Here is a 22770-nt window from a genome sequence, read left to right on the forward strand (position 1 = left end):
CCATGGTAAGATTTTTATTGGCCAGGCCTATTGCTGTTTTTATGACTTTTATGGCTTTGATCGTGTTTTCGATCATTGCCTTACGCCTTCTTCCTATTTCTTTATTACCGCCGATAGATGTGCCACAAATCGTGGTCAAAGTGAATTATCCCAATGCATCTCCAGAGGCCATCGAACAAAATGTTCTTCGCCCTATCCGAGAGGGGATGGTGACTTTAAATGGCTTGGAAGATATGGACTCCAAAGCGGGTTCAGAAGTGGGAACAATTCGGTTGACGTTTGATTATAGCACTCGAATGGAATTGGCTTACATTGATGTCAATGAGAAGATTGATCGCCTGACCAATAGTTTTCCCCAGGATTTGGGACGACCAGAGGTGATTCGGATCAATACCTCAGATATTCCTGTGGCTCGGGTACAAGTCATCCCAAAAGAAGGGATAGATGAAGTGGAAGTTAGCCTTCTTTCCGAAAATGTGCTCAAAAAGCGGATCGAGCAATTGCCTGGGGTTTCTTTGGTGGATATCAATGGCAAGAAGGAGCGGATCATCACTGTTGCCCCGAATGCCGATGTGTTAAACTCTTTGGGATTGACTCAGGAAAATTTAACCCAAGCGATTAGTTCTGGAAATTCAGATCTCAGTGGGATTTCAGTAAAAGATGGGCAGTTTAGGTACTATTTACGGCTAGCCACCCGTGTGAATTCACCTTCAGATATTGAACAATTACCAGTAAGAGCGCCCTCTGGAGCCATTATCCCTTTAGGGAAATTGGCAGAAGTGAAGTATGAAACCAAAGAAATGCTGGGCTACCATTTATATGGGGAGCAGGAGGGATTGGTCATTACAGTTCATAAACAGGCTTCCGCCAAGATGAATGAACTAATGCCGGAATTGAAAGCTGCATTGGAGCTTTTTAGAACGGATTATCCTCAGGTAAATTTTGAGCTGACTCAAGATCAATCTAATCTTCTCAATGCAGCTATATCCAATTTGGAAACCAGTTTGCTTTTTGGGGGGATATTTGCATTTGCGGTATTGTTTTTATTTATGAAGGATTATCGATTGCCGCTGATTATCGGAGTGAGTTTGCCCTCTTCCTTGGTCATTAGCTTTTTAGTATTCTACTTTTTTGACCTTTCCATCAATATCATTTCATTGTCCGGACTTGCACTTGGAATTGGGATGTTGATTGATAATGCCATCATCGTGCTTGATAACATTACTAGAAAAAGAGATGCTGGATTGTCGATTTTTGACGCCTGTGTGGAGGGTGTAAATGAAGTGATGGGAGCCTTGATCAGTTCGGTGATGACCACATTGGCGGTATTTGTTCCCTTGGTATTTCTAAGTGGAATTTCTGGAGCCCTGTTTTTTGACCAGGCGGTAGCGGTTACAGCGATTCTTTCGGTATCCTTGGCAGTTGCATTCATTCTGTTGCCCATGCTCTACCTTCTTTTGTTCGGTAGGAGCAAGAAAGCGATGGATAAAGAAGAAGGACCTTTCTTCCGTGGGGTTTTAAAAGTCTATGAATCGGGGTATCGTCGGATTACAAAAAACCGAAAATTGGCATTTCTGTTTTTTGCCATATTGATCCCCCTTGGATTGGGAATCAGTCAGATGTTAGAAACTGAAGGTTTGCCTGAAATTGAAAAATTGGATGCAACACTGGATGTAGATTGGAATGAACCCATTTCCGCCATAGAGAACAGAGATCGAGTATTAACCATGGTTAAGCAACTCAATGGGAAGTATGAACAGGTGGAGTCAGATATCGGCGTTCGTCAGTTTTTGTTATTTGATGGGGAAAACTCTATCCAACAAGCATTTCTTTATTTCTTATTTCCCGATCAGGAATCCAAGTCCAATCAAATGGAGTCTTTGAGGACTTTTCTTAAAGAAAACTATCCGGCAGCTACCTTTACCTTGGGGGATGCTCCCAACGCCTTTGATCAGCTTTTTAATTCAAGTCTACCCTATTATGAGGTACGATGGAAAGATCTTGCATCAAAAAAGCCGGTAGAAGAAAAGCAGATGGATCCATGGCTCAGTCAGTTTCCAACAGATAATTGGGAAAGAGGTCCAGGTTTGCAAAAAGAATCCTCTGTCGTGTTTACACTTAGTGCAGATAAGTTAGCTATCTATCAGATTCCAGTGAGTTCTGTCCAGGATCAAATTTCCAAGCTTTTTGGGAGTTACACTATCACAGATATCAAACGATTTGGTGAAATCACTCCTATTAAACTTAAAGAGCCCAATGCACGATTTGAGGACTTGCTTAGAACGACGAGAATTTCAGCATCTGACAGTGCTTCCTATACCTTAGGAGAGTTCATAGAATATGAATACGAGGATCATTATAAATATGTAACTGCAGACAAAGGAGGGATTTACCAGTCTGTGTATTTAAATGGAGCTAATCCCGAACGGCTTCAAAGTTCGATTTTCCAATGGGGAGTGGAAAAGAACTTGAGTATTGAAATGGCTGGCCAGTATTTTAAGGATAGAGAAAACCTTATCCAGTTGATATCCATATTGTTGATTTCTGTGTTGCTACTGTATTTTATTTTGGCAGCACAATTTGAAAGCTTTATTCAACCACTTATCGTGGTATTTACGTTGCCTTTAGGCATAGGGGGAGCGTTTTTTGTGCTTTGGGTTTTTGGAGGCTCGCTGAATGTTATGTCCGCCATAGGCTTAGTGGTGATGTTGGGAATTATGGTCAATGATGCCATTTTAAAGATTGATACCATTAATAGGCTTCGAGCAAATTATCATGCGGATGATTCCTTAACGGAAGAGGAAAGTCTGGAAAAAGCCTTGCATGAGGCAGGACAGATCAGGTTGAAACCGATTATGATGACTTCGATTACGACGATTCTGGCTTTGATCCCTATTGTATTTAGCAGTGGTTTGGGAGCCGATTTACAAAGACCATTGGTTTTGGCAGTAATCGGAGGCTTGACTATCGGAACTATTACTGCCCTATATTTTGTGCCTTTGGCTTATTGGTTTTTTGTGCCTAAAAAGAAGAAAATGGTAAACGCATGACCCCATTTAGGATCATCATCGTATTTGTGTTGCTTTCCATCATGGGCTTTGCCGTGGTGCCTTTATTATCTGTGGATTTGGTTCCCAGAGAGAGGGCTCCTGTTTTATCCGTACGATTTAGTGTCCAAAATGCACCTCCGGAAATAGTAGAGAAATTAGGAACTTCCCCTTTGGAAGGAGCACTTTCCAGGCTCTCTGAATTAAAGAAAATCACTTCTGTCTCCAACTATAACTCAGGGTTTATCCAATTGGATTTTGATAAAAAATCCGATATGGAAATGAAGAAGTTTGAGGTGTCATCCATCATCCGACAGGTGTATCCCCAACTGGATCCTTTGGTGGGATACCCATTGGTATATCAAAGTGGAGAACAAAGAGATGAGGAGAAATCCCCCATATTAACTTACAGTGTCAATGGTCCATTTGCTTCTTTTGAAATCAAGAAAATAGCAGAGGATGTATTGAAGCCGGCTTTGACCAAATTTGAAGAGGTGGAGGAAGTGACGGTCAGTGGAGCGAATGATTTGCAAGTCTATATTACTTTTAATATCCAAAAATTGCAGGCCTATGGAATTTCAGGAAGTCAATTAAGGAATTCAATTAACCAGGCCTTTGGAAGAAATTATCCAGGATCAGTCATCAACTCCAAAGGGGAAACTTTATTCGTACAAGTAGACAGATCTCTAAAGGATTTAGATCAGTTAGAAAATCTCCGAGTGCATCAGGTAGATGGAAAAGATGTTTACTTAAGAGATGTTGCGAAATTGACTTTAGAGGAATCCGAACCCATGAGTTATTACCGGATTAATGGGAATAATTCAGTAACCCTATCTATTACCAGTCGGGAAGGAGTGAATAAGGTGCTCTTGGCTCAAAACCTAAAGAAATCCCTTGAAGATGCCCAGACCTTATTGCCTCCAGGTTTTGAGGTCAGGCTGGAAACCGACGACACCGAATATCTGGAAAAAGAGCTCAACAAAATCTACAAAAGATCAGGTCTATCCATCTTGATATTGATCATCTTCATTTTTTTGATCAACAGAAATCTCAAGTACTTGTCCATCTTATTCGTGGGGATTGTAGCTAATATCAGTTTGTCTGCGATGATCCTTTACTTTTTGAATGTGGATATTCATTTGTATACAATTGCAGGACTGACCATTAGCTTTGGACTGATCGTGGATAATGCGATCATTATGATTGATCATTTGCACAAGCATAGGAATCGAAAAGTCTTTTTAGCCTTACTGGCAGCATCTTTAACCACCATTTTGGCCTTGATGATCGTTTTCTTTTTACCCGAAGAAGACAGGAATAACCTCACTGAATTTTCAATAGCTGTTTCAGTAATGTTGGGAATTTCCTTACTGATTGCTTTATTTTTTACTCCGGCATTTTATCAGCTTCTTTTCAAGGAAAAGGTCAAAGAAGGAAGAAGATTAACTATCCCAAAATTGAGGAATAGAGTAAAATATCTTCGCTGGTACCAATCAGGAATTGCTTGGACAGCCAATTATCGAAAGACCTTTATTTTCGGGATCATTTTGTTATTTGGAACGCCCATCTTTTTTCTCCCTGCCAAATGGGATGATCATGAATGGTATAATAAGACGATAGGTAACAACTTCTATCAGGAAGAAATTAGGCCTTACGTAGATAAAGCATTAGGAGGTTCGCTTCGAATGTTTGTTCGGGGTACTTATGAGAAATCAAGTTATCGGGAACCTGTAAAAACCAGATTGTATGTTTCTGCTAGACTCCCATTTGGGAACACGCTGGAGCAAATGGATTTTATCATGAGGGAATTCGAAACCTACCTCAAAGGGGTAGAAGGAATCGATAAGTTTGTGACTTCAGTACAGTCGGGACAAAGAGCCAATATTCAAATAACATTTAAAGAAGCCTATGAGAACGGAGCACTTCCTTACCAGCTAAAAGGGAAGTTAACCGTGAAGTCCACTGATTGGAGTGGAGCAAGTTGGCAGATATCCGGTGTCGGTCAAGGATTTTATACAGGACCTGGTGGAGAGCAAATTCCTTCTTTTACGGTGGAGATGAAAGGCTATAATTTTGATGAATTGGAGCGGCAAGCGAATGTATTGGCGGGGAAATTACTTGCTCATAAGCGAATACAAGAAGTTAATACCAATGAACGACGTTATTTTGAACAGAAAACGGAAGAGTTTGTCCTTCGCCTAGATCAGAACCAAATTGCCTTGGGAGGTACTAATCAATATGAAATAATCAATGCGCTACAAGAGCTTTCTAAACCCCAGGGAGCAAATGGACTTCTTACCATAGAGAATAAAAATTATCCCCTCTTGGTAAGGGAAAAAGAATCACCTTCCTTTAGCCGATTCGATTTGGAGAATAAAGGATTGATTAGTGGAGAAGATAAAATTTTAAAAATATCAGACTTTGGAACCCTTGAAAAAGAAACCACGACCAGCGCTTTGAATAAAGTGGATAGACAGTATGTTCGAATTGTTTCCTTTGAATACATGGGCTCCTACAAATTTGGGGATGAGTATTTGGAGGAGGTGCTTGAGGAAATGAAAAAAGTCATGCCTATTGGTTATGAAGCTAAAAAGGATAGCCGATACTTCAGTTTTGAAAGTGAAAAGCGAAAGTATAGCCTTTTGGGCTTTTTGATTATCGGAATCTTTATGATTTGCTCAGTGCTATTTGAAAATCTGAAACAACCTATTTACATCATTGTAATCATACCGATCAGTTTTATAGGGTTGTTTTTAATATTTTCTCTCTTCGATTTCTATTTTGATCAAGGGGGATATGCCGCCTTTGTGATGCTGGGCGGACTGGCTGTAAATGCTGGGATCTTTGTGATTAATGATTTAAACAACCGGCAAAAGGGACTTTATAATAGAAATGTGTTGAAGTCTGTGGCGGGAAAAGCCATTCCGATCTTATTGACTGTATTGTCCACTTGTTTCGGTTTGATTCCATTTGTCATTGAAGGGCAGAATGAGATCTTCTGGTTCTCATTGGCTATAGGGACAATTGGTGGACTTACATTTAGTATGTTGGGTGTGTTTTGGGTACTACCAGTATTGCTTTGGAAACGGTCCATACCCATTCGAAATAGCAAGAAAATTGCTTCGGATGAAGTAGAAGCACAGCCCAAAAAGAAAAGGGTAAAGTTTAAAATTGGAAAATTCTGGAAGAGGAAATAAGCAAAGCAAAAAAGCCTTCATTAAGGATATAACAAATAGCTTTTTCTCATTTTTTTATAGTTACTTAAACCCGGTTCCCAACTGGCTCTAATCTCTTCTTCAGAAGCACCTGAAATAATCTGTTGACGAAAAAGGCCTGAACCAATTAATTTTTCTATGGTGCCCATTTGATTGCTGAGGCTGGAATCAAAGAATTTCTCTTTATGCGGATGGTTTTTATAGAGCTCCATGATCCAGGTTAAGTTGATTTGCCCCCTTTTCCTTAATTCATCTGTATCTACATTCCTTAAATCAATCCCATAGCACACTTGATCCATGAATAAGGGGGTTTCAGCCATTCCTTTGATACCGGTAGGGGTGTAGGAAAATTCATAAATCCCTTTTAATTCCGGGCTACCTAATACAGTAAAAGGAAAATACGTTCCTCTTCCATGATTCAGGTAAACTCCTTCAAACATACAGGTAGAAGGATATAAAAGTACGGCTTGTTGGGTATTCAAATTCGGCGAAGGTGGCACGGGAAGAGTATATTCCATGTCATGATTATAATTGGCAACCTTGATGATTTTTAATTTGCATTGAACACCATTGGTTAGCCAGTTTTCCCCGTTGGCCATTTGAGCAAATTCGGCCACGGTCAACCCATGAGACATAGGAATAGGGAACATGCCAATTCCTGACTTATACTTCATATCTAAGATAGGACCGTCAATAAGATAGGCATTGGGGTTCGGTCGATCCAAAATCATGAGCTCCTTACCATTTTCTGAACAAGCCTCCATTAATCGGGAAAGTGCATTGATATTGGTGTAGAATCTTACTCCCACATCTTGTAAATCATAGATCATGATATCCACATCGGCCATATCCTCTTTGGAAGGTTTGTTTTTCTTGCCATAGAGAGAAATTATGGGAATACCAGTTTTCTGATCTATTTCATCACTCACCTTTGCTCCAGCACTGACATTCCCTCTAAATCCATGTTCCGGTCCGAATACCTTCACCACTTCCACCCCCAGGCTCAGCAAGCTATCGACCAAGTGGGTTTTTCCAATAATGGCCGTTTGATTCGCCATGATCGCCACTCTTTTTCCTTTTAAATATGGGACATATAGATCTGTCTGTTCTGCTCCGGTTTTGATTGCTTGAGATTGCCCTTTTGAAGCTAATGGTAATAGGGTTAAAAAAATTAAAAAGGTAGAGGCCCAAGAGATGAATGAAAGGGCAGAAGCTTGACGATCGAAATGATAGGTAGTGTTCAAGGAAGTTGTATTAAAATGAAAATTCAAAATAATGACAAATGATCAGGTTTGTTCAGGGAATTTTATTTTCCTGAAAAATTAATTCATTAGGATGTCCTATATTTTCATTTTTTTGAGACTAACCGGTACATGCTTCTTTACAGTTTTAAATATGAATAATCGATTTACCATTCTGCATTATGTTTTCCTTTTTCTATTTTTTTCTTGTTCGGAGTCCTCTGAGGAAGAAACGGTCAGGGAAGATAATTACCTTCGTGAATTTCGGTTTGAGGTAGTGGATTCTGTTTTGGTTGATGCATTGGAAGTTTTAGTTGCTTTGGATTATGATCAGGAAAGTGATCGTTTCTTGCTAAAAAAACTGAGTGAAGGGAAAGTATATGTGGTCGATTCGAAGGGAGAAATTCTTCAAACCGTGGATTTGGGGGGAGAAGGCCCGAATCAAGTAGGGGCTTTCACAGAGGGACAATTTCTAGGTGCAAGCGGCTATATTTTTAAGGAATTTTCACCAACGATGGATTTTCATCAATATGACTTTGATTTTCAAAAAGTAAAAGTTCATACTGGTGCTGCTGTAGGAATTAATGCGTTAGTAATCAACTTTTATAAGCAAACTTTTGACGCGCTTACCATAAATGGAGAGCCTTATTTACTAGGAGAAGAAATCAACGCCTATGATGCCGGTAAGATTAGCGGAAATAAAATTGGAGCCGCCTTTTATGAAAGAGCCAATACGGGGTTTCTCTTAAATTTGAATCAAGACTCAATTCAAAGAATTAATCTTTTTACAGAGGATTGGAGGCCAAGACAGGAAAAAATATGGGTAGGGAACAGTTTACCTAATATAGCCTCGGATCCCAAAACCCAATCAGCCTTCGTACTTCCCACTAAAGGCAATCAATTGAGTTTTTTTAAAGTAAGTCCTAGTGGATTGGAATTTCAAAATAGCATTGAATTGATTCATCCAGCGCGTGAAGATGCAGAAATTAATGCGGACCAAGATGACTTGACCTATCCTGGATTTGATAATGTTAGAAATTTGGGAGAATACCAGTTGGTATCTTTCAATACAGCAATTCCAGAAGATGTTTTGAATGGGATTAAAGCTAAAGCAGGTGAAAATTATTATAGTGATCCTGAGTTTAAGGAGGCTTTAGAATTGTTTAGAAATTCAAAGTATATCTTAATCAAAGATGGGAAACAGGTAGGTGTGATCAATGAGGACCCTCAAGAAGGAACGATCAATTTGGGCCTTCCCGATGGAACTGTGCTCGTCAAAGCGGCAGATGGAGAAATTGAGCGAGATTACAATTTATTTTATAAAATGAAGGTTGTAGAAAAATAGAAGGAAGAACTTCTAACCAAAGCAAGGTTAAAAATAATCTTAACCCCCCCCCATCCATTACCGGAAAGCATCATATACTACGATCCCTATTGAGGCATTGATGAGCTGAAGGGGACTATAGCGAGGATGGTATTCAAATTCACCATTTCCTTTTGTTGGGATATATTCTGTATCTCTTTTGGTAAGAAACCTCATGGATTCCCCATCCTGATAATTGATTCTTAGGTCAAGTTTTATAAATTCCGAGCCAGGAATCGGAATAAGAAGCCCTCCACCTACTTTGTAACCAAGTCCCCAATCTTCCATATCCTTTCCTACTTCTACTTTTTCCTCAAAAAGAGAAGGGCGGATTTTGAACCTGGAGTAAAGGTAGTTTGCGCCGACTTGTATTTCTAGGTAAGGGGTAAGTTTGCTGCTTGTGGAGGGGAGAAATCGGAATACTGTCATACCTGATAAATAATTATTATTTCTCCTTAGCCTAAACTCATCATTAAAACCAGGATATAGATCATCTCTTTTTTCCAGTTTGGAGCCATAAATACCATATCCCAATTCGAAGCCTATTTGGAAAGGCTGATTATAAAACTCATATAGGACAATACCTGAAATAGTAGGAAACACCACTCGCTCAACCTCTGACTTCAGTTTTGAAGTGGGGAAACCATTATTGAAATGAATTCCACCTATGAAAAATTGAGCTTTTAAACTTGTACTACTAATTAAAAAGAAGAGGATAAGTAATGTTTTTCGCATATGGGTTAATACGAAACATAGAAGTCTGTTTGTTTAAGTTATTCAAAATACTTATTAGGGTTTTTTATTTGACTAGTACTTGAAAGGACTTTAGTATCTTAAGTTTCCAATAACAATTCAAGGTATGTTTAGCTCAGATTCCCGAAGAGACTTCTTAAAAAAATCCATGGTCATGGGTTCTGGTATTGGTTTAATGGGAGGAGTCCCTATGCAGGCAATAGAAGAAAAGACCAAACCAAAAAATAAACTGCCAGCATGGAAAGGATTTAACCTTTTGGACTTCTTTTCTGATCATCCTGATCGTGGAAGGCCTACCAAACCAGAATATATTCAATGGATTGCAGATTGGGGTTTTGATTTTGTACGGATTCCGATTTCTTACCCTAGCTATTTGTCCATTGATAGGAGCAGAGCAATTCGCCCGGATGAAGTTTTGAATTTTGATGAAAGCCGCTTGGAAAGGGTGGACGAATTAGTTGAGCGTTGCTTTGATCATGGATTGCATGTCAGTTTGAATCTTCATCGAGCACCAGGGTTTTGCATCAATGCAGGGTTTGAGGAGCCTTTTAATCTCTGGAAGGATCAAGATGCATTGGATGCATTTTGCGCACATTGGGAAATGTGGGCTAAACGGTATCGCGGGATTTCCAAAAAGAAGTTAAGTTTTGACTTGGTCAACGAGCCATTTCAACGTGAAGATCCCAATGATCAACATAGTCCTGGTGGTCCCGTTAATGTGGAAGATTATCATAAAGTGGCTAAAGCAGCTTTAGCTACTATAAAATCTGTAAAAGGATCACGGTTAGTGATCGCAGACGGGAATGGGGGAGGAGGAATTGCCGTGCCAGAACTTGGGGATTTAGATCTTGCACAAAGTTGCCGGGGATATCATCCTTTTCCTATCTCTCATTACAAAGCAAGTTGGGTGTATAAGGATCCGGAAAATCTTCCTCCGGTAAATTGGCCATTGAGTCAAGGAGATAGGGTCTGGACGATCGACTCAATTCGAGAATACTATGCGCCTTGGATAGCATTGATCGAACAGGGAATAGGTATTCATTGTGGGGAATGTGGAGGCTATAACAAAACTCCGCACGATGTTTTCCTCAGTTGGTTTGGAGATGTGTTGACCGTATTAGGTGAAAATAGGGTTGGTTTTGGGATTTGGGAGTTTTCAGGCGCTTTTGGTGTGCTGAATTCCGGAAGGGAAGATGTGGAGTATGAAGATTGGTATGGAGAAAAGTTGGATAGGAAGTTTCTTGAGTTATTGAGATCTCAAATTTGAATAAAATAAGATAGGAGCAGGCTAATTATCTAGGGTTTGCCGATCAATTGAAAACGTTTTAGTGATTTTTATTTATTGTAAATAGGGATTTTTACTCCACCATAGATATCAATGCTGTTGTTATATTTCCTCAGTAGGTTTGTAAGTATGCTTCCTGATCCCATAATAAATGGGCCTACTCTAAACCCTAGTCCCCAGTTGATTGCTGAATCATATTTTCTTATACCAACTGGACTAAATAAACTAAACCATTTGCTTTCAAATCTGGGAGTCAACAAAAAGGTGTTTGTTATCTGACTTAAGGGAGCGAAATTATTTGTTCTCAGCGAAATGGCTCCTTGCGCACTTAAATGAAATTTTTGACTTAATACAAAATCCCCATAAACTTGTAAGGCAGTGGGTAATCCTATTTTTACTGTATTACCAATTTCGGACCCTTCAAAATTATCTTCAATTAGTTCTATAATCCCAGAACCCGAGACTTTTGAAAAGTCAATGGTTCCATCCAATAAGTATAAATATTGCGAGGATTTACTATACTTAATTGCTCCGATATCAGTCAGTGAGGCTCCTAGCTTAAATCTATAGGAAGTGTTTTTGTCTACCATTTGATCGGGGTGGTACTCATAAACAATTCCGAGATCTCCACCGAGACCGGAACTAATGTTAGAGAAGCTTACATCGTTATCTCTTCCATTGGTAGTATATCCAAAATTTAAGTTCCCAGAGGTAGTTAGGGCCTGTAATCCTGCCAAATAATTGGCTCCAATTTCTCCGCTGTAACCATAAATTCCTCCTGCTCCAAATAGGTATTTTAAAGTAACTCCTACTTTTACAAGAGAGCGATTTTTATTGAGTACTATTCTTGAATAGGAGCCTCCAATTTCCCCCCACGCATGGATAATACCGTTCGCATCTTTCATGTCAAAATTGAAGTTTTCATCATAAGTGCCTTCGGTAGTTAATTTATATAGTTCACCTCCTATATTATGGAGATTAAAGAAAGACCTTACTCTGGTGGTTAAAGCAACGCTATTGGATTCATCGATATTAAAAAGAACAGATGGTCCTAATATATCCAAGTTCCCAAAAAAATTATTGTGCTTGTTTGGAGTTGTTTCAAATTTTGGATCAAAACCTAAGTCACTGAAATTTAGCCATTCTTTTATGGCAGATAGTTCCCTCCAATTGATATTTAAATAATCGCTTCCTACATAGGTGCTGACAGAAAGAATATTTATATCTACTTTCATTTTGGTACCAGCCGTGTTTGCTGGGTTCATGGTAATGGAATGAATTCCTTCCCGATTATCGATTTGTCCCCCTAAAAATGATTGGGAATAAACTGTATGAGAAACGCCAATAAAAAGGAATGAATAAATAAAGAGGAGAAATCTTTTTTCCATTGTAAATAAGTCTGGTTTACAATATCCTGAGAAATAGTGATTTGATAAAGCTTTCAATGCAAACTCTCAATATTCAATTAAAGAAGTTAGTTTTTTTCTAAATCTTTTCACAGGTAAAAACTGTTTTTCAAGATTGGGGGCAAATGGAACAGGTGTATCCAAGCTTCCTTCCCGCATGACCGGGGCATCTAAGTAGGTAAAACAATGTTCAGAAATCCATGCACAGATCTCTGCCCCAATACCTCCCGTCAAACAATCTTCCTGCAAAAAGATTACTTTTCCCGACTTTTTTACAGTCTCTTTCACGGCTTCTTTATCCCAAGGTAAAAGTGTTCTGAGGTCTAAAATATCTGCATCTATTTCCAGTTCAGAAACGGCTTCTGAGGCCCAATGTACTCCCATGCCATACGTGATGATAGAAACTTGATTCCCCTCTTTTATGAGGTTTGCTTTTCCTATTTCTACGGTATAGTACTCGTTAGGTATGAGTTCGCTGATGGATCGGTAAAGTCCTTTATGCTCAAAATATAAATAGGGATTAGGATCCTCTAAAGCTGCATTTAATAGGCCTTTGGCATCAAATGGGTTGGAAGGGTAGACGATCTTTAGGCCTGGCGTATGAAAAAACCATGCTTCATTGGATTGGCTATGAAATGGCCCTGCCGCCATTCCGGCCCCAGTAGGCATTCTAACCACCACGTCGGCATGTTGGCCCCAGCGATAATGTATTTTTGCCAAGTTGTTGACAATTTGATTAAATCCAACTGAAACGAAGTCCGCAAACTGCATTTCTACCATGGCTTTATATCCGTTTATAGATAGCCCTAGACCTGCTCCTATAATTGCACTTTCACAAAGGGGAGTGTTTCTGACACGTTCAGCACCAAATTCTTTTTTAAAACCATCTGTGATTTTGAAAACCCCTCCATACTCTCCTATATCCTGACCCATCAAGATTAGGTTTGGAAATTTTTTCATGGATTCGCGAAGGCCGTCACTGATTGCATCCACCAATCTTTTTTCGGAGGTGGGAGCCTCTTTCTTAGGATTTACCACTTCTTGAGTAAAGGGGGCATAAACATCCTGTAATTCAAATTCTAAGGAAGGGGAAATAGGAGATTCTGCAAAGGCAATTTCTAGCGCATCATTGATCTCCTTTTTTACTTTTTTGTTGATGTGATCTTTGACTTTGTCAGTTAGGATTCCAATTTCCTCAAGATACTTCTCGTAATTTTCTACAGGATCCAATTTGCCCCAGTCTTCCATGAGTTGAGAGGGTACATACTTGGTCCCAGAGGCTTCTTCATGCCCTCGCATCCGGAAAGTAATCGCTTCTACCAAAACTGGTCTTGGGTTTTGTCGAATGTCTTCCGCAAGAGTCTGGATGGTGTCATAAACTTCCAAAACATTATTTCCATGGATCCGAACGGCTTCCATTCCATAACCAGGCCCTTTGTCTGTAAAATTCTTAAAGGCAAATTGCTCTTCACTGGGCGTTGATAATCCATACCCATTGTGTTCAACCAAGAAGATGACAGGGAGCTTCCAAACTGCAGCTACATTCAAGCCTTCATGAAAATCACCTTCCGAACTTGCTCCATCTCCTGTAAATACAAGGGTGACTTTCTGTTCTTTCGAGAGTTTATGGGCCAAAGCAATTCCGTCAGCAATTGCCATTTGAGGACCTAAATGAGAGATCATTCCTACGATGTGATGGTCCAAGCTTCCAAAATGAAAGGAGCGGTCACGTCCTTTGGTATATCCGGAAAGCTTCCCTTGAAACTGGGCGAATAGCCTCTCTAGAGGGATGTTTCTTCCAGTAAAAATCCCTAAGTTTCGGTGCATGGGTAAAATGAATTCTTGCGAATCAAGTGCATGAACAGCTCCTATGGAAATGGCTTCTTGTCCCCAGCCGCTAAACCACTTTGAGATTTTTCCCTGGCGAAGAAGAATGAGCATTTTTTCTTCAATTCTCCTAGGTTTAATTAAGGATTCATAGAGTGAAATAAGAAATTCGTCCGAATAGTTTTTCCTGTCAAAAGTCAGGTAAGAAGCTTGATTGGTTGCTGTTTCCATGGTTATTGGATTTCCTATCTAAGGTACAGGATGCTAGGAATTCCCCAAAGTTTCTTTTCAGTCAATTGCATAAAAAATGCCCCGAAAATTATTCGGGGCGTAAAAAATAAATGCAAGGAGTTAAAAAGTGTTTGCTGTATGTTTCAAAATTAGGGAATGGATTTCTCCTACTACGAAATGATGCGTTAAGGTTCTTTTATCAAAAAGTTAAGCACGTAATTTATGGATAATATTGGATCAGTGATGAGCTTGATTTTTGGGTAAATCACTGGAATTGAGGTGAAGAATAAAGTAATTTTAGATAACATGGGGATAAATCTTGTTCCATAGGATTTTTGTGGACATAAAACTATTGAGTTATCTTAAATCCATGAGACCCAATCTAACCCTATTAAGTATCGTTTTTTTGTCCTTTTTTTCAGTAAGTTCTTTTACTCAGTCAACAAGGAATACGAAGGTGGAAATAAAAGGAAATCAATTTTTCATTAATGATCAGCCCACCTATCAAGGAAGAGTTTGGAAAGGAAACAAAATTGAAGGCTTATTGATGAATTCAAGAATGGTTCAAGGGATATTTGATGACCTCAATCCAGAAACAGTTAAAAACTGGGAGTATCCAGATACTCAAACTTGGGACCCGGATAGAAATACCCAAGAGTTTCTAGATCAGATGGCAGTTTGGAAATCCTATGGCCTGCTTTCCTTTACCATCAATCTACAGGGAGGAAGTCCATTTGGGTATTCACAAAATCAACCCTGGATCAATTCTGCATTTACTGAAAAAGGGGAATTACGAGATGCCTATTTCAAACGATTGGAAAAAATATTGGATCGGGCAGATGAGTTAGGAATGGCACCCATTGTAGGATTGTTTTACTTTGGTCAGGATGAAGGCCTCCAGGATGAACAAGCTGTAATTCATGCGGTAGAAAATGCGGTGGACTGGATATTGAAAAAAGGCTATCAAAATGTATTAATTGAAGTCAATAATGAATGCAATGTCAGGTATGATCATGAGATCCTCCAACCTGACCGAGTTCATGAATTGATTGAGTTGGTAAAAAATAAGAGGTGGAAGGGTCGGCGACTGCTAGTGAGTACCAGTTATGGAGGAGGTACGGTGCCCAAAGAAAATGTGGTACAATCTGCTGATTTTATTTTGCTTCATGGGAATGGGGTGAAAGATCCTAAAAATATTACAGCCCAAGTGGAAGCAACAAGAAAGGTAGAGGGATTTGCCAATCAGCCTATTGTATACAATGAAGATGATCATTTTGAATTCGATCAGGAGTTGAACAACTTTACCGCCGCTATAGCTGCATATGCTTCTTGGGGATTCTTTGATTATCGAATGAAAGAGGAGGGTTTTGAGGCAGGATACCAAAGTGTTCCCGTTGATTGGGGAATCAACTCCGAACGGAAAAAAGGATTTTTTGAGCTACTCAAAGAGATTACGGGGTATTGAATGAATTTAAAATCACTATGCTCGGCCACTAATGAAAGGAATATAGATTTTTAAATTTATATAATTTGGCTTCTTTCGACTTAAGTGCTTCAACCAGAAGCCCAATTGATAGTTCAAATTCTTAAATTTTAATTCAAAAAAGTACGGAGCTACTTTTTTGTCTACCTTTGCAGCTTCAAAAAAGAAGGAAATCTGTGAAAGCTAGAACTCTTAAGAAAGACAAAGTAAATATCATCACCATGGGTTGCTCCAAGAATCTGGTGGATTCGGAAGTGCTATTAACTCAACTCAAAGGGAATGGGATCAATGCAAGTCATGAATCCAATGCCGATGATAATAACATTGTCATCATTAACACTTGTGGGTTTATAGACAATGCAAAACAGGAATCTATTGATACGATTTTGCAGTATGTCGATGCCAAAGAGCAAGGCCTAGTGGATAAAGTATATGTGACCGGATGTCTTTCTCAACGCTACAAAGATGATTTGGAGAAAGAGATTCCTCAAGTAGATGCATTTTTTGGCACCCGTGATCTGCCAGCTATATTGAAGAAGTTCAAAGCAGATTACAAGCATGAATTGGTAGGAGAGAGATTGTTGACTCATTCGTCTCATTATGCCTACATGAAGATTTCTGAAGGCTGTGATAGACCTTGTTCTTTTTGCGCGATTCCATTGATGCGTGGAGGCCATATTTCCAGACCGATTGAGGAATTAGTGAAGGAGGCGGAGCACAAAGCGACTGGAGGCACAAAGGAATTACTACTGATAGCCCAGGATTCAACATATTATGGCTTGGATCTGTATAAAAAGAGAAATCTGGCAGAATTGATGCGTAGGCTTTCTGATGTCAATGGCATTGACTGGATCCGTTTACATTATGCTTATCCAACTGGATTCCCAATGGATGTAATCGAGGTGATGAAGGAGCGTGATAATATTTGTAATTACTTGGATATTCCGCTTCAGCATGGCTCTACAGATGTGCTGAAAGCCATGCGCCGAGGTACCACTCGACAGAAGCAAGAGGATTTGATTCATAGTATTCGTGATATTCTTCCAGATATTGCGATTCGAACTACTCTAATTGCAGGACATCCAGGAGAGGGGGAGAAAGAATACCAAGAAATGGTGGATTTTGTGGAACGAATGAAATTTGAACGCTTAGGCGTCTTTACCTATTCTCATGAAGAAAACACCCATGCATTCTCTATGGAGGATAATATTCCGCAGGAAGTGAAACAAGAGCGGGCAAACCACCTGATGGAAATTCAGGAGCAGATATCTTTTGAATTGAACCAGGATAAAGTAGGCAAGACTTTCAAAGTTTTAATAGATAAAAAGGAAGGTGGTCACTTCGTAGGCCGTACGGAATATGATTCAGTAGAAGTGGATAATGAAGTACTGATCGATGCGTCGAAACATTATTGCCGAGTGGGAGATTTTGTCCATGTGAAAATCAACGAGGCGACAGAGTTTGATTTGTATGGAGATGTAGTCGAATAGACAGAGTCCCGCTTCTTTAGAAGCGGGATTTTTTTTTTAATTAAAGGATTGAAAAGTAGTTTTTTTTAACCTTTAGAAAGTCTTCCTTTTTGAGTTAAATGGAAATAGAAAGTGAAATCTTTTTTTGGGGAATGTCGTAACCTATTAATATTTAGGTATTTTAAATGCTGAAAAGAGTTTTTTAATTTAAATCTTTTTAAAACCTTACCCCCATGTTAAACATAGTTCTTTCCATCCTTTTGAGTTTCTTATTTCAGGCTCGAGAGGAGCAAGCATATTTTTATTTCGGGAATGATAATCTCATTGGAACCGGTAATCTCGTAGAGGGGAAAAAATCAGGAGAATGGAAAGTTTATTCCAAAACCAATCCAGTTTTATCTGATGATTCTAATTTTAACCAAGCGGATCCTGATGTCTTCAAAAAATATTTCAATCAGGAGATGCCCCTCTATGTAATCAATTTCACGAATGATATTCCTGATGGAATTTTTCAGGAGAACTATCCTAGCGGAGCAATTAAAACCCTTGGCTTATTTGAAAACGGAGTGTTAACAAAGGAGTTCAAGGAATTTTATGAAAATGGAGAACTGGAATATGCCGGGCGATTGGAAAAAGGAAAAAAGATAGGGGAATGGCATGAGTATTATGAAACTGGTCAAATGAAATCATCTATTTTCTATGTAGGAGGATTGGCTGATGGCGAAGCAGTTTATTATGATTCAGATGGGAGGATAGAGTCGAAGATTTCTTTCTCGGAAGGAATTAAAGAGGGGGTGTTTCAATCTTTTTTTCAAGATGGAGAACTAAAGGAAAAAGGAATGTTTCAAGATGGGATTCCAGTGGGGGAATGGGTATCCTTTGATCCTGATAAAAATATTGAATTCCGTGGAAATCTTGAAGAAGGGGTTCGAAAAGGGGAATGGATTGAGCAATTAGAGGTTATGATAGGATATTACAGGAAGGGGAATTATGAAAAAGGCCTGAAAGAAGGAAGGTGGTTAGTGAGCGATACCGCAGGAGACCAAGTGCAAGTTGAAAATTATAAAGGAGGAAAGCTTATTTCTGTAATAGCACTCCAGCAAGGAGCAGGGCTTAAAAATGAATATTTGGTCAAAAAGGGGAACGGGCAACTTATTTTTTATGATGATCAAGGCTTTATTAAAGCGAAAGGAAAAGTGTCGAAAGGAGAAATAAATGGAAGGTGGAGCTTCTATTTCCCTGGTTCAGATAGACTTTCCTCCTCAGGTAGAATCGAATCATCAGAACGAATAGGAACTTGGAACTTCTACAGTTTTGAAGGTGAAATCATTGATCAAATAGTATATAAACCAGAATCAAAATTTGTAACTGGTACTAATACAGCCGAGGCTCTTCGAACCAATCATTCACTCCTAAGAAACGGTAATGATGCTTTGGGGACGGCCTATAGCAAGTTCTCGCCATTTGCTCCCTTGAGAACTGTTTATTGATAGTGATTATTCACCCTTTAAATCTTTTACTTCCGGTTTTGAGGGATGGTGGATCAGGGGATTTATTTATAGAGAGGTGGGGGTTTTTGCCCTTTCAAGTGATCTGCCTATTTTAGCAGCCTAAAATCCCCCAAATGAAGTTAATCGAAGTAACCACTCCGGCCCAGCAAAAGGAATTTATCCAAATGGCCGTAAGGCTTTACAAGGACGAGAAAAACTGGATCAGACCATTGGATGCTGATATTGAAGGACTTTTTCATCCTGAAACAAACAAACTTTTTAGGAAAGGTGCTAAAGCCAAAAGATGGCTTTTGGAGGATGAAAAAGGACAAACTATAGGGAGGGTAGCGGCTTTCATCAATCCAAAGATGAAAGAAAAACAGCCCACAGGCGGTTTGGGATTCTTTGAATGTATTCAAAACCAAGAGGCTGCATTTTTACTTTTTGACACGGCAAAAGCCTGGTTGGAAAGTGAGGGAATGGAAGCCATGGATGGTCCGATCAATTTTGGGGAACGAGATAAATGGTGGGGACTATTAGTCGATGGATTTTCTGAACCAAACTATAATATGCCATGGAACTTTGGCTATTATCAGGAATTCTTTGAGAATTATGGTTTTCAGATTTATTTCAAGCAATACACCTATATGAGGCCTGTACAGAATCTTGGTTTTGATGATAAAATGATCAAAAGGGCCAACCAGATCATTGCTGATCCTGATTATGAATTTCGATACATCAAGGGGAAGGAGCTACAGGAAAAGGCCCCGGAATACTTTAACACAGTGTATAATAAGGCATGGGCTCGGCATATGGGCAAGACACTGGCCTTAAAAGAAACTCAACTGATGTTCTCTAAAATGAAGCCCATTTTAGATCCAAAGTTGATCTATTTTGGATTTTACAAAGGAGAGCCGGTATCGATGTTTATCCAAATTCCTGAAATCAACCAGATTTTTAAACATGTGAACGGGAAAATGGATTTATTGGGGAAATTAAAATTCCTTTGGTACAAAACCTTCTCTCCACCCAATAAAATGCTGGGTTTGGTGTTTGGAGTAGTTCCAGAACATCAAGGTAAAGGTGTAGAAAGCGCGATGATCATTGCTTATGATAAAATGAGTAATCAGCCTTCCTTCCCTTATAAGACTATTGAGATGAATTGGATAGGTGATTTCAACCCTAAGATGATGCGTGTTTGTGAGCAGTTGTTAGCTGAAATCTATAAAACACATCATACTTATCGATATTTGTTTGATAGAACAAAGCCGTTCGAACGACATAAGATATTTGATTGATTGCCTTTGGGAATCAAAAATGAAAAGCAACTAGTGAGTTTAGCTTGTCGAAGCTCATCAAACTTTGAAAATTCAGAAAAAAACTTTCCAACTATAATAATGAAGAAATACGACGTGACGGGCATAGGAAATGCCTTAGTAGATATTGAGTTTAAGGTAACCGACCAATTTTTTGAAGCCAATGGGGTGGAAAAAGGATTGATGACCTTAGTGGATGAGGATAGGCAAAATGAACTCATGCAGGTAATTGACACCCAACAAGCAAAAAAACAATGTGGAGGGTCTGCCGGTAATACGGTCATCGCTATTAGTCAATTTGGCGGGAAAAGTTATTATTCATGTAAAGTTGCCAATGATGAGTTTGGGCATTTTTATATGAATGATATGAAAAATGCGGGGGTGGACCATAACCTCAATGAAAGCAATCTAGTAGAAGGGATCACCGGTAAATGTTTGGTAATGGTTACGGAAGACGCGGAGCGTACGATGAATACCTTTTTGGGAATTACCCAAACTTATTCGACTGAGGATGTGAATGAATCGGCAATTAAAGATTCTAAATACCTATACATTGAAGGCTATTTGATCACTTCCGAAAACGGAAAGCAAGCCATGAAACATGCGAAGAAAATTGCTGAGGAAAATGGAGTGAAGGTGGCGGTAACTTTTTCTGACCCTGCTATGGTCAAGTACTTTAAAGAGCCTATGACAGAGGTAATTGGTGCGAGTGTAGATATGCTTTTTACCAATGAAGAAGAAGCAATGATTTTCACGAATAAGGATAATCTTTTGGAGGCCAGAGAAGAATTGAAAAAAGTGGCAAAACACTTTGTGATTACCCAAGGAAAAAATGGGGCCATGATTTATGATGGAGATACCTTCATTGATATTGAACCCTACGAAACTACAGCAGTAGATACAAATGGAGCCGGAGATATGTTTGCAGGAGCATTTATGTATGGAATCACCAATGGGCATAGCTATGCCTCTTCAGGTAAATTAGCATCTATGGCCAGCTCTAAAATTGTAAGCCAATTTGGACCAAGGTTGGAATGGCATCAAGCAAAGGATATTCTGAATCGTTTGAATCCTTGATATTACTAACCGGGTTATGTTTTTAACCCGGTTTTTTTATTATTCTTTAACACCAGATATTTCAGGAATTCACCTATATCTTATTTTTTAGTAGAATGTTTTAAATTAGGATGCCCTGACAAGAAAATATCCACTTTAGTGTTCGTATTTGAACATTTAAACCTTTTCAATTAAAACTCGATTGAATCAATACACAGAATTTAATAACCCCATCTTTTTACAATGAGAAAATTTACCGCTTTAGGCATATTGACAGGAATTCTAAGTATTCCTGCTTTTGCCCAAAACAAAATTGAATTCAAAGAATTTGATTTAGATAATGGATTACATGTAATCATGCATCAGGATCAAAGTACACCTATTGTGGTGACCTCTGTTTTATATCATGTAGGATCCAAAAATGAAAACCCGGAACGAACAGGCTTTGCTCACTTCTTTGAACACCTCATGTTTGAGGGATCTGAAAATATAGAGCGTGGCCAATATATGAACATTATACAAGGTAGAGGGGGAACGTTGAATGCCTATACTTCCAATGATATCACCTATTACTATGAATCTTTACCTTCTAATGAACTGGAACTCGCTTTATACATGGAAAGTGAGCGAATGCTTCATTCAAAAGTCGATGAGACAGGGGTAGAGACTCAGCGTGAAGTCGTCAAAGAAGAAAGACGTCAGCGATATGAAAACCAGCCGTATGGTACAATCCTCCCTGAGACATTAAAAAGAGCCTATTCAAAGCACCCTTACCAATGGGCTCCAATTGGATCTATGGAGCATTTGAATGCTGCTTCCATCGAGGAATTCCAACAGTTTTACAAAGATTTTTATGTCCCTAATAATGCCACATTAACCATTGCAGGGGATATTGATTACAAACAGACTGAGGATTGGGTAAGAAAATATTTCTCTGAAATCCCTATGGGAAAGAAAGATATTTATAGGCCCAATGTAAATGAGCCTAAGAAGACGGAGGAAATCCGCGATGTGATTTATGACAATATCCAGATTCCAGCGGTAATCCAAGCATATAATCTTCCTCCCAAAACAGATGAAGATTCCTATGCATTATCCATGCTATCTACCTATTTGACTGGAGGAGCCTCTTCTCTGATGACCAAAGAGTTGGTGGATAAGCAGCAAAAAGCTTTGGTGGTAGCTGCAATTCCATTGGAATTGGAAGATGGTGGAATTTTCATCATGTATAGCATTGCGAATATGGGAGTGGAGCCTAAAGACCTAGAGTCCGAAATCGATAAATTGATTTTACAGGTTCAAGAAGAGGGATTGAGTGACCAGGATTTCACTAAGTTGAAAAATATCATGGAAAACAATATTGTAAGTAGTAACTCTTCCATGGCGGGTATTGCGGAAAATCTCGCCGAAGCACACGCGATTTATGGAGATGCTAATTACATCAACAAAGTGATGGATGCTTACAGTAAGGTGACGAAAGAAGACATCCAACGTGTGGCGAAGGAGTATCTGGACCTGAAGGGGAGAGTAGTTTTGTATTACTTGCCTAAGGCCCAACAGCCTGCTCAATAATTGTTTCACCTAATTA

The 22770-nt window shown here is 39.1% G+C and carries 14 protein-coding genes; 10 read left to right on the top strand and 4 right to left on the bottom strand.

Features of this window, described 5'->3' with window-relative positions; all coding sequences use genetic code 11:
- Window positions 1-2 precede the first annotated feature (2 nt).
- Both JYB62_RS17230 and JYB62_RS17235 read left to right on the top strand, forming a co-directional pair.
- The gene (locus tag JYB62_RS17230; protein WP_205646594.1) at window positions 3-3050 is read left to right on the top strand and encodes an efflux RND transporter permease subunit; all 3048 of its coding nucleotides are present in this window, start codon (window positions 3-5) and stop codon (window positions 3048-3050) included.
- Window positions 3047-6244: an efflux RND transporter permease subunit gene (locus tag JYB62_RS17235; RefSeq protein WP_205646595.1), complete on the top strand. Its 3198-nt coding sequence runs from the start codon at window positions 3047-3049 to the stop codon at window positions 6242-6244. The genes JYB62_RS17230 and JYB62_RS17235 overlap by 4 nt, the downstream gene beginning before the upstream one ends.
- A 20-nt stretch (window positions 6245-6264) precedes the next feature.
- Here JYB62_RS17235 and JYB62_RS17240 read toward each other — a convergent pair whose 3' ends face one another.
- The gene (locus tag JYB62_RS17240) at window positions 6265-7434 is read right to left on the bottom strand and encodes an exo-beta-N-acetylmuramidase NamZ family protein (RefSeq protein WP_317194684.1); all 1170 of its coding nucleotides are present in this window, start codon (window positions 7432-7434) and stop codon (window positions 6265-6267) included.
- 223 nt (window positions 7435-7657) lie between these two features.
- Between JYB62_RS17240 and JYB62_RS17245 the strand changes: the two genes are divergently transcribed.
- The gene (locus JYB62_RS17245; RefSeq protein WP_205646596.1) at window positions 7658-8848 is read left to right on the top strand and encodes a hypothetical protein; all 1191 of its coding nucleotides are present in this window, start codon (window positions 7658-7660) and stop codon (window positions 8846-8848) included.
- Window positions 8849-8905: 57 nt separating this feature from the next.
- On the opposite strand, the gene JYB62_RS17250 is transcribed toward JYB62_RS17245, so the two are convergent.
- Entirely contained in the window at window positions 8906-9601 is a 696-nt protein-coding gene (locus JYB62_RS17250; protein WP_205646597.1) for a porin family protein, read from the bottom strand.
- Window positions 9602-9725: 124 nt separating this feature from the next.
- On the opposite strand from JYB62_RS17250, the gene JYB62_RS17255 reads away from it, so the two are divergent.
- Window positions 9726-10886, top strand: coding sequence for a glycoside hydrolase family 5 protein (locus JYB62_RS17255; protein ID WP_205646598.1), 1161 nt, complete (start codon window positions 9726-9728; stop codon window positions 10884-10886).
- Between the two features lie 68 nt (window positions 10887-10954).
- Here the strand turns inward: JYB62_RS17255 and JYB62_RS17260 are convergent, their stop codons facing one another.
- Complete coding sequence (locus JYB62_RS17260; RefSeq protein ID WP_205646599.1) at window positions 10955-12292, bottom strand: DUF5723 family protein; 1338 nt, start codon at window positions 12290-12292, stop codon at window positions 10955-10957.
- Window positions 12293-12358: 66 nt separating this feature from the next.
- On the bottom strand, window positions 12359-14368 hold the full coding sequence (locus JYB62_RS17265; RefSeq protein ID WP_205646600.1) for an alpha-ketoacid dehydrogenase subunit alpha/beta: 2010 nt from the start codon (window positions 14366-14368) through the stop codon (window positions 12359-12361).
- Window positions 14369-14738: 370 nt separating this feature from the next.
- Between JYB62_RS17265 and JYB62_RS17270 the strand changes: the two genes are divergently transcribed.
- The 6 genes from JYB62_RS17270 to JYB62_RS17295 all read left to right on the top strand — a co-directional run bounded on the left by JYB62_RS17270 (window position 14739) and on the right by JYB62_RS17295 (window position 22754).
- Entirely contained in the window at window positions 14739-15833 is a 1095-nt protein-coding gene (locus JYB62_RS17270; protein ID WP_205646601.1) for a hypothetical protein, read from the top strand.
- A 194-nt stretch (window positions 15834-16027) separates the two neighbouring features.
- Window positions 16028-17341: a 30S ribosomal protein S12 methylthiotransferase RimO gene (gene rimO / locus JYB62_RS17275; RefSeq protein ID WP_205646602.1), complete on the top strand. Its 1314-nt coding sequence runs from the start codon at window positions 16028-16030 to the stop codon at window positions 17339-17341.
- A gap of 212 nt (window positions 17342-17553) precedes the next feature.
- On the top strand, window positions 17554-18810 hold the full coding sequence (locus JYB62_RS17280; RefSeq protein ID WP_205646603.1) for a toxin-antitoxin system YwqK family antitoxin: 1257 nt from the start codon (window positions 17554-17556) through the stop codon (window positions 18808-18810).
- Window positions 18811-18944: 134 nt separating this feature from the next.
- Complete coding sequence (locus tag JYB62_RS17285; protein ID WP_074226941.1) at window positions 18945-20108, top strand: hypothetical protein; 1164 nt, start codon at window positions 18945-18947, stop codon at window positions 20106-20108.
- A 99-nt stretch (window positions 20109-20207) separates the two neighbouring features.
- Window positions 20208-21203, top strand: a complete 996-nt coding sequence (locus JYB62_RS17290) for an adenosine kinase (protein WP_205646604.1) — start codon at window positions 20208-20210, stop codon at window positions 21201-21203.
- A 222-nt stretch (window positions 21204-21425) separates the two neighbouring features.
- A complete protein-coding gene (locus JYB62_RS17295) occupies window positions 21426-22754 on the top strand; it encodes a M16 family metallopeptidase (RefSeq protein ID WP_205646605.1) in 1329 nt (442 codons plus the stop codon).
- Window positions 22755-22770 lie beyond the last annotated feature (16 nt).

Source organism: Algoriphagus lutimaris, from assembly GCF_017051705.1.
GTDB classification, from domain to species: domain Bacteria; phylum Bacteroidota; class Bacteroidia; order Cytophagales; family Cyclobacteriaceae; genus Algoriphagus; species Algoriphagus lutimaris.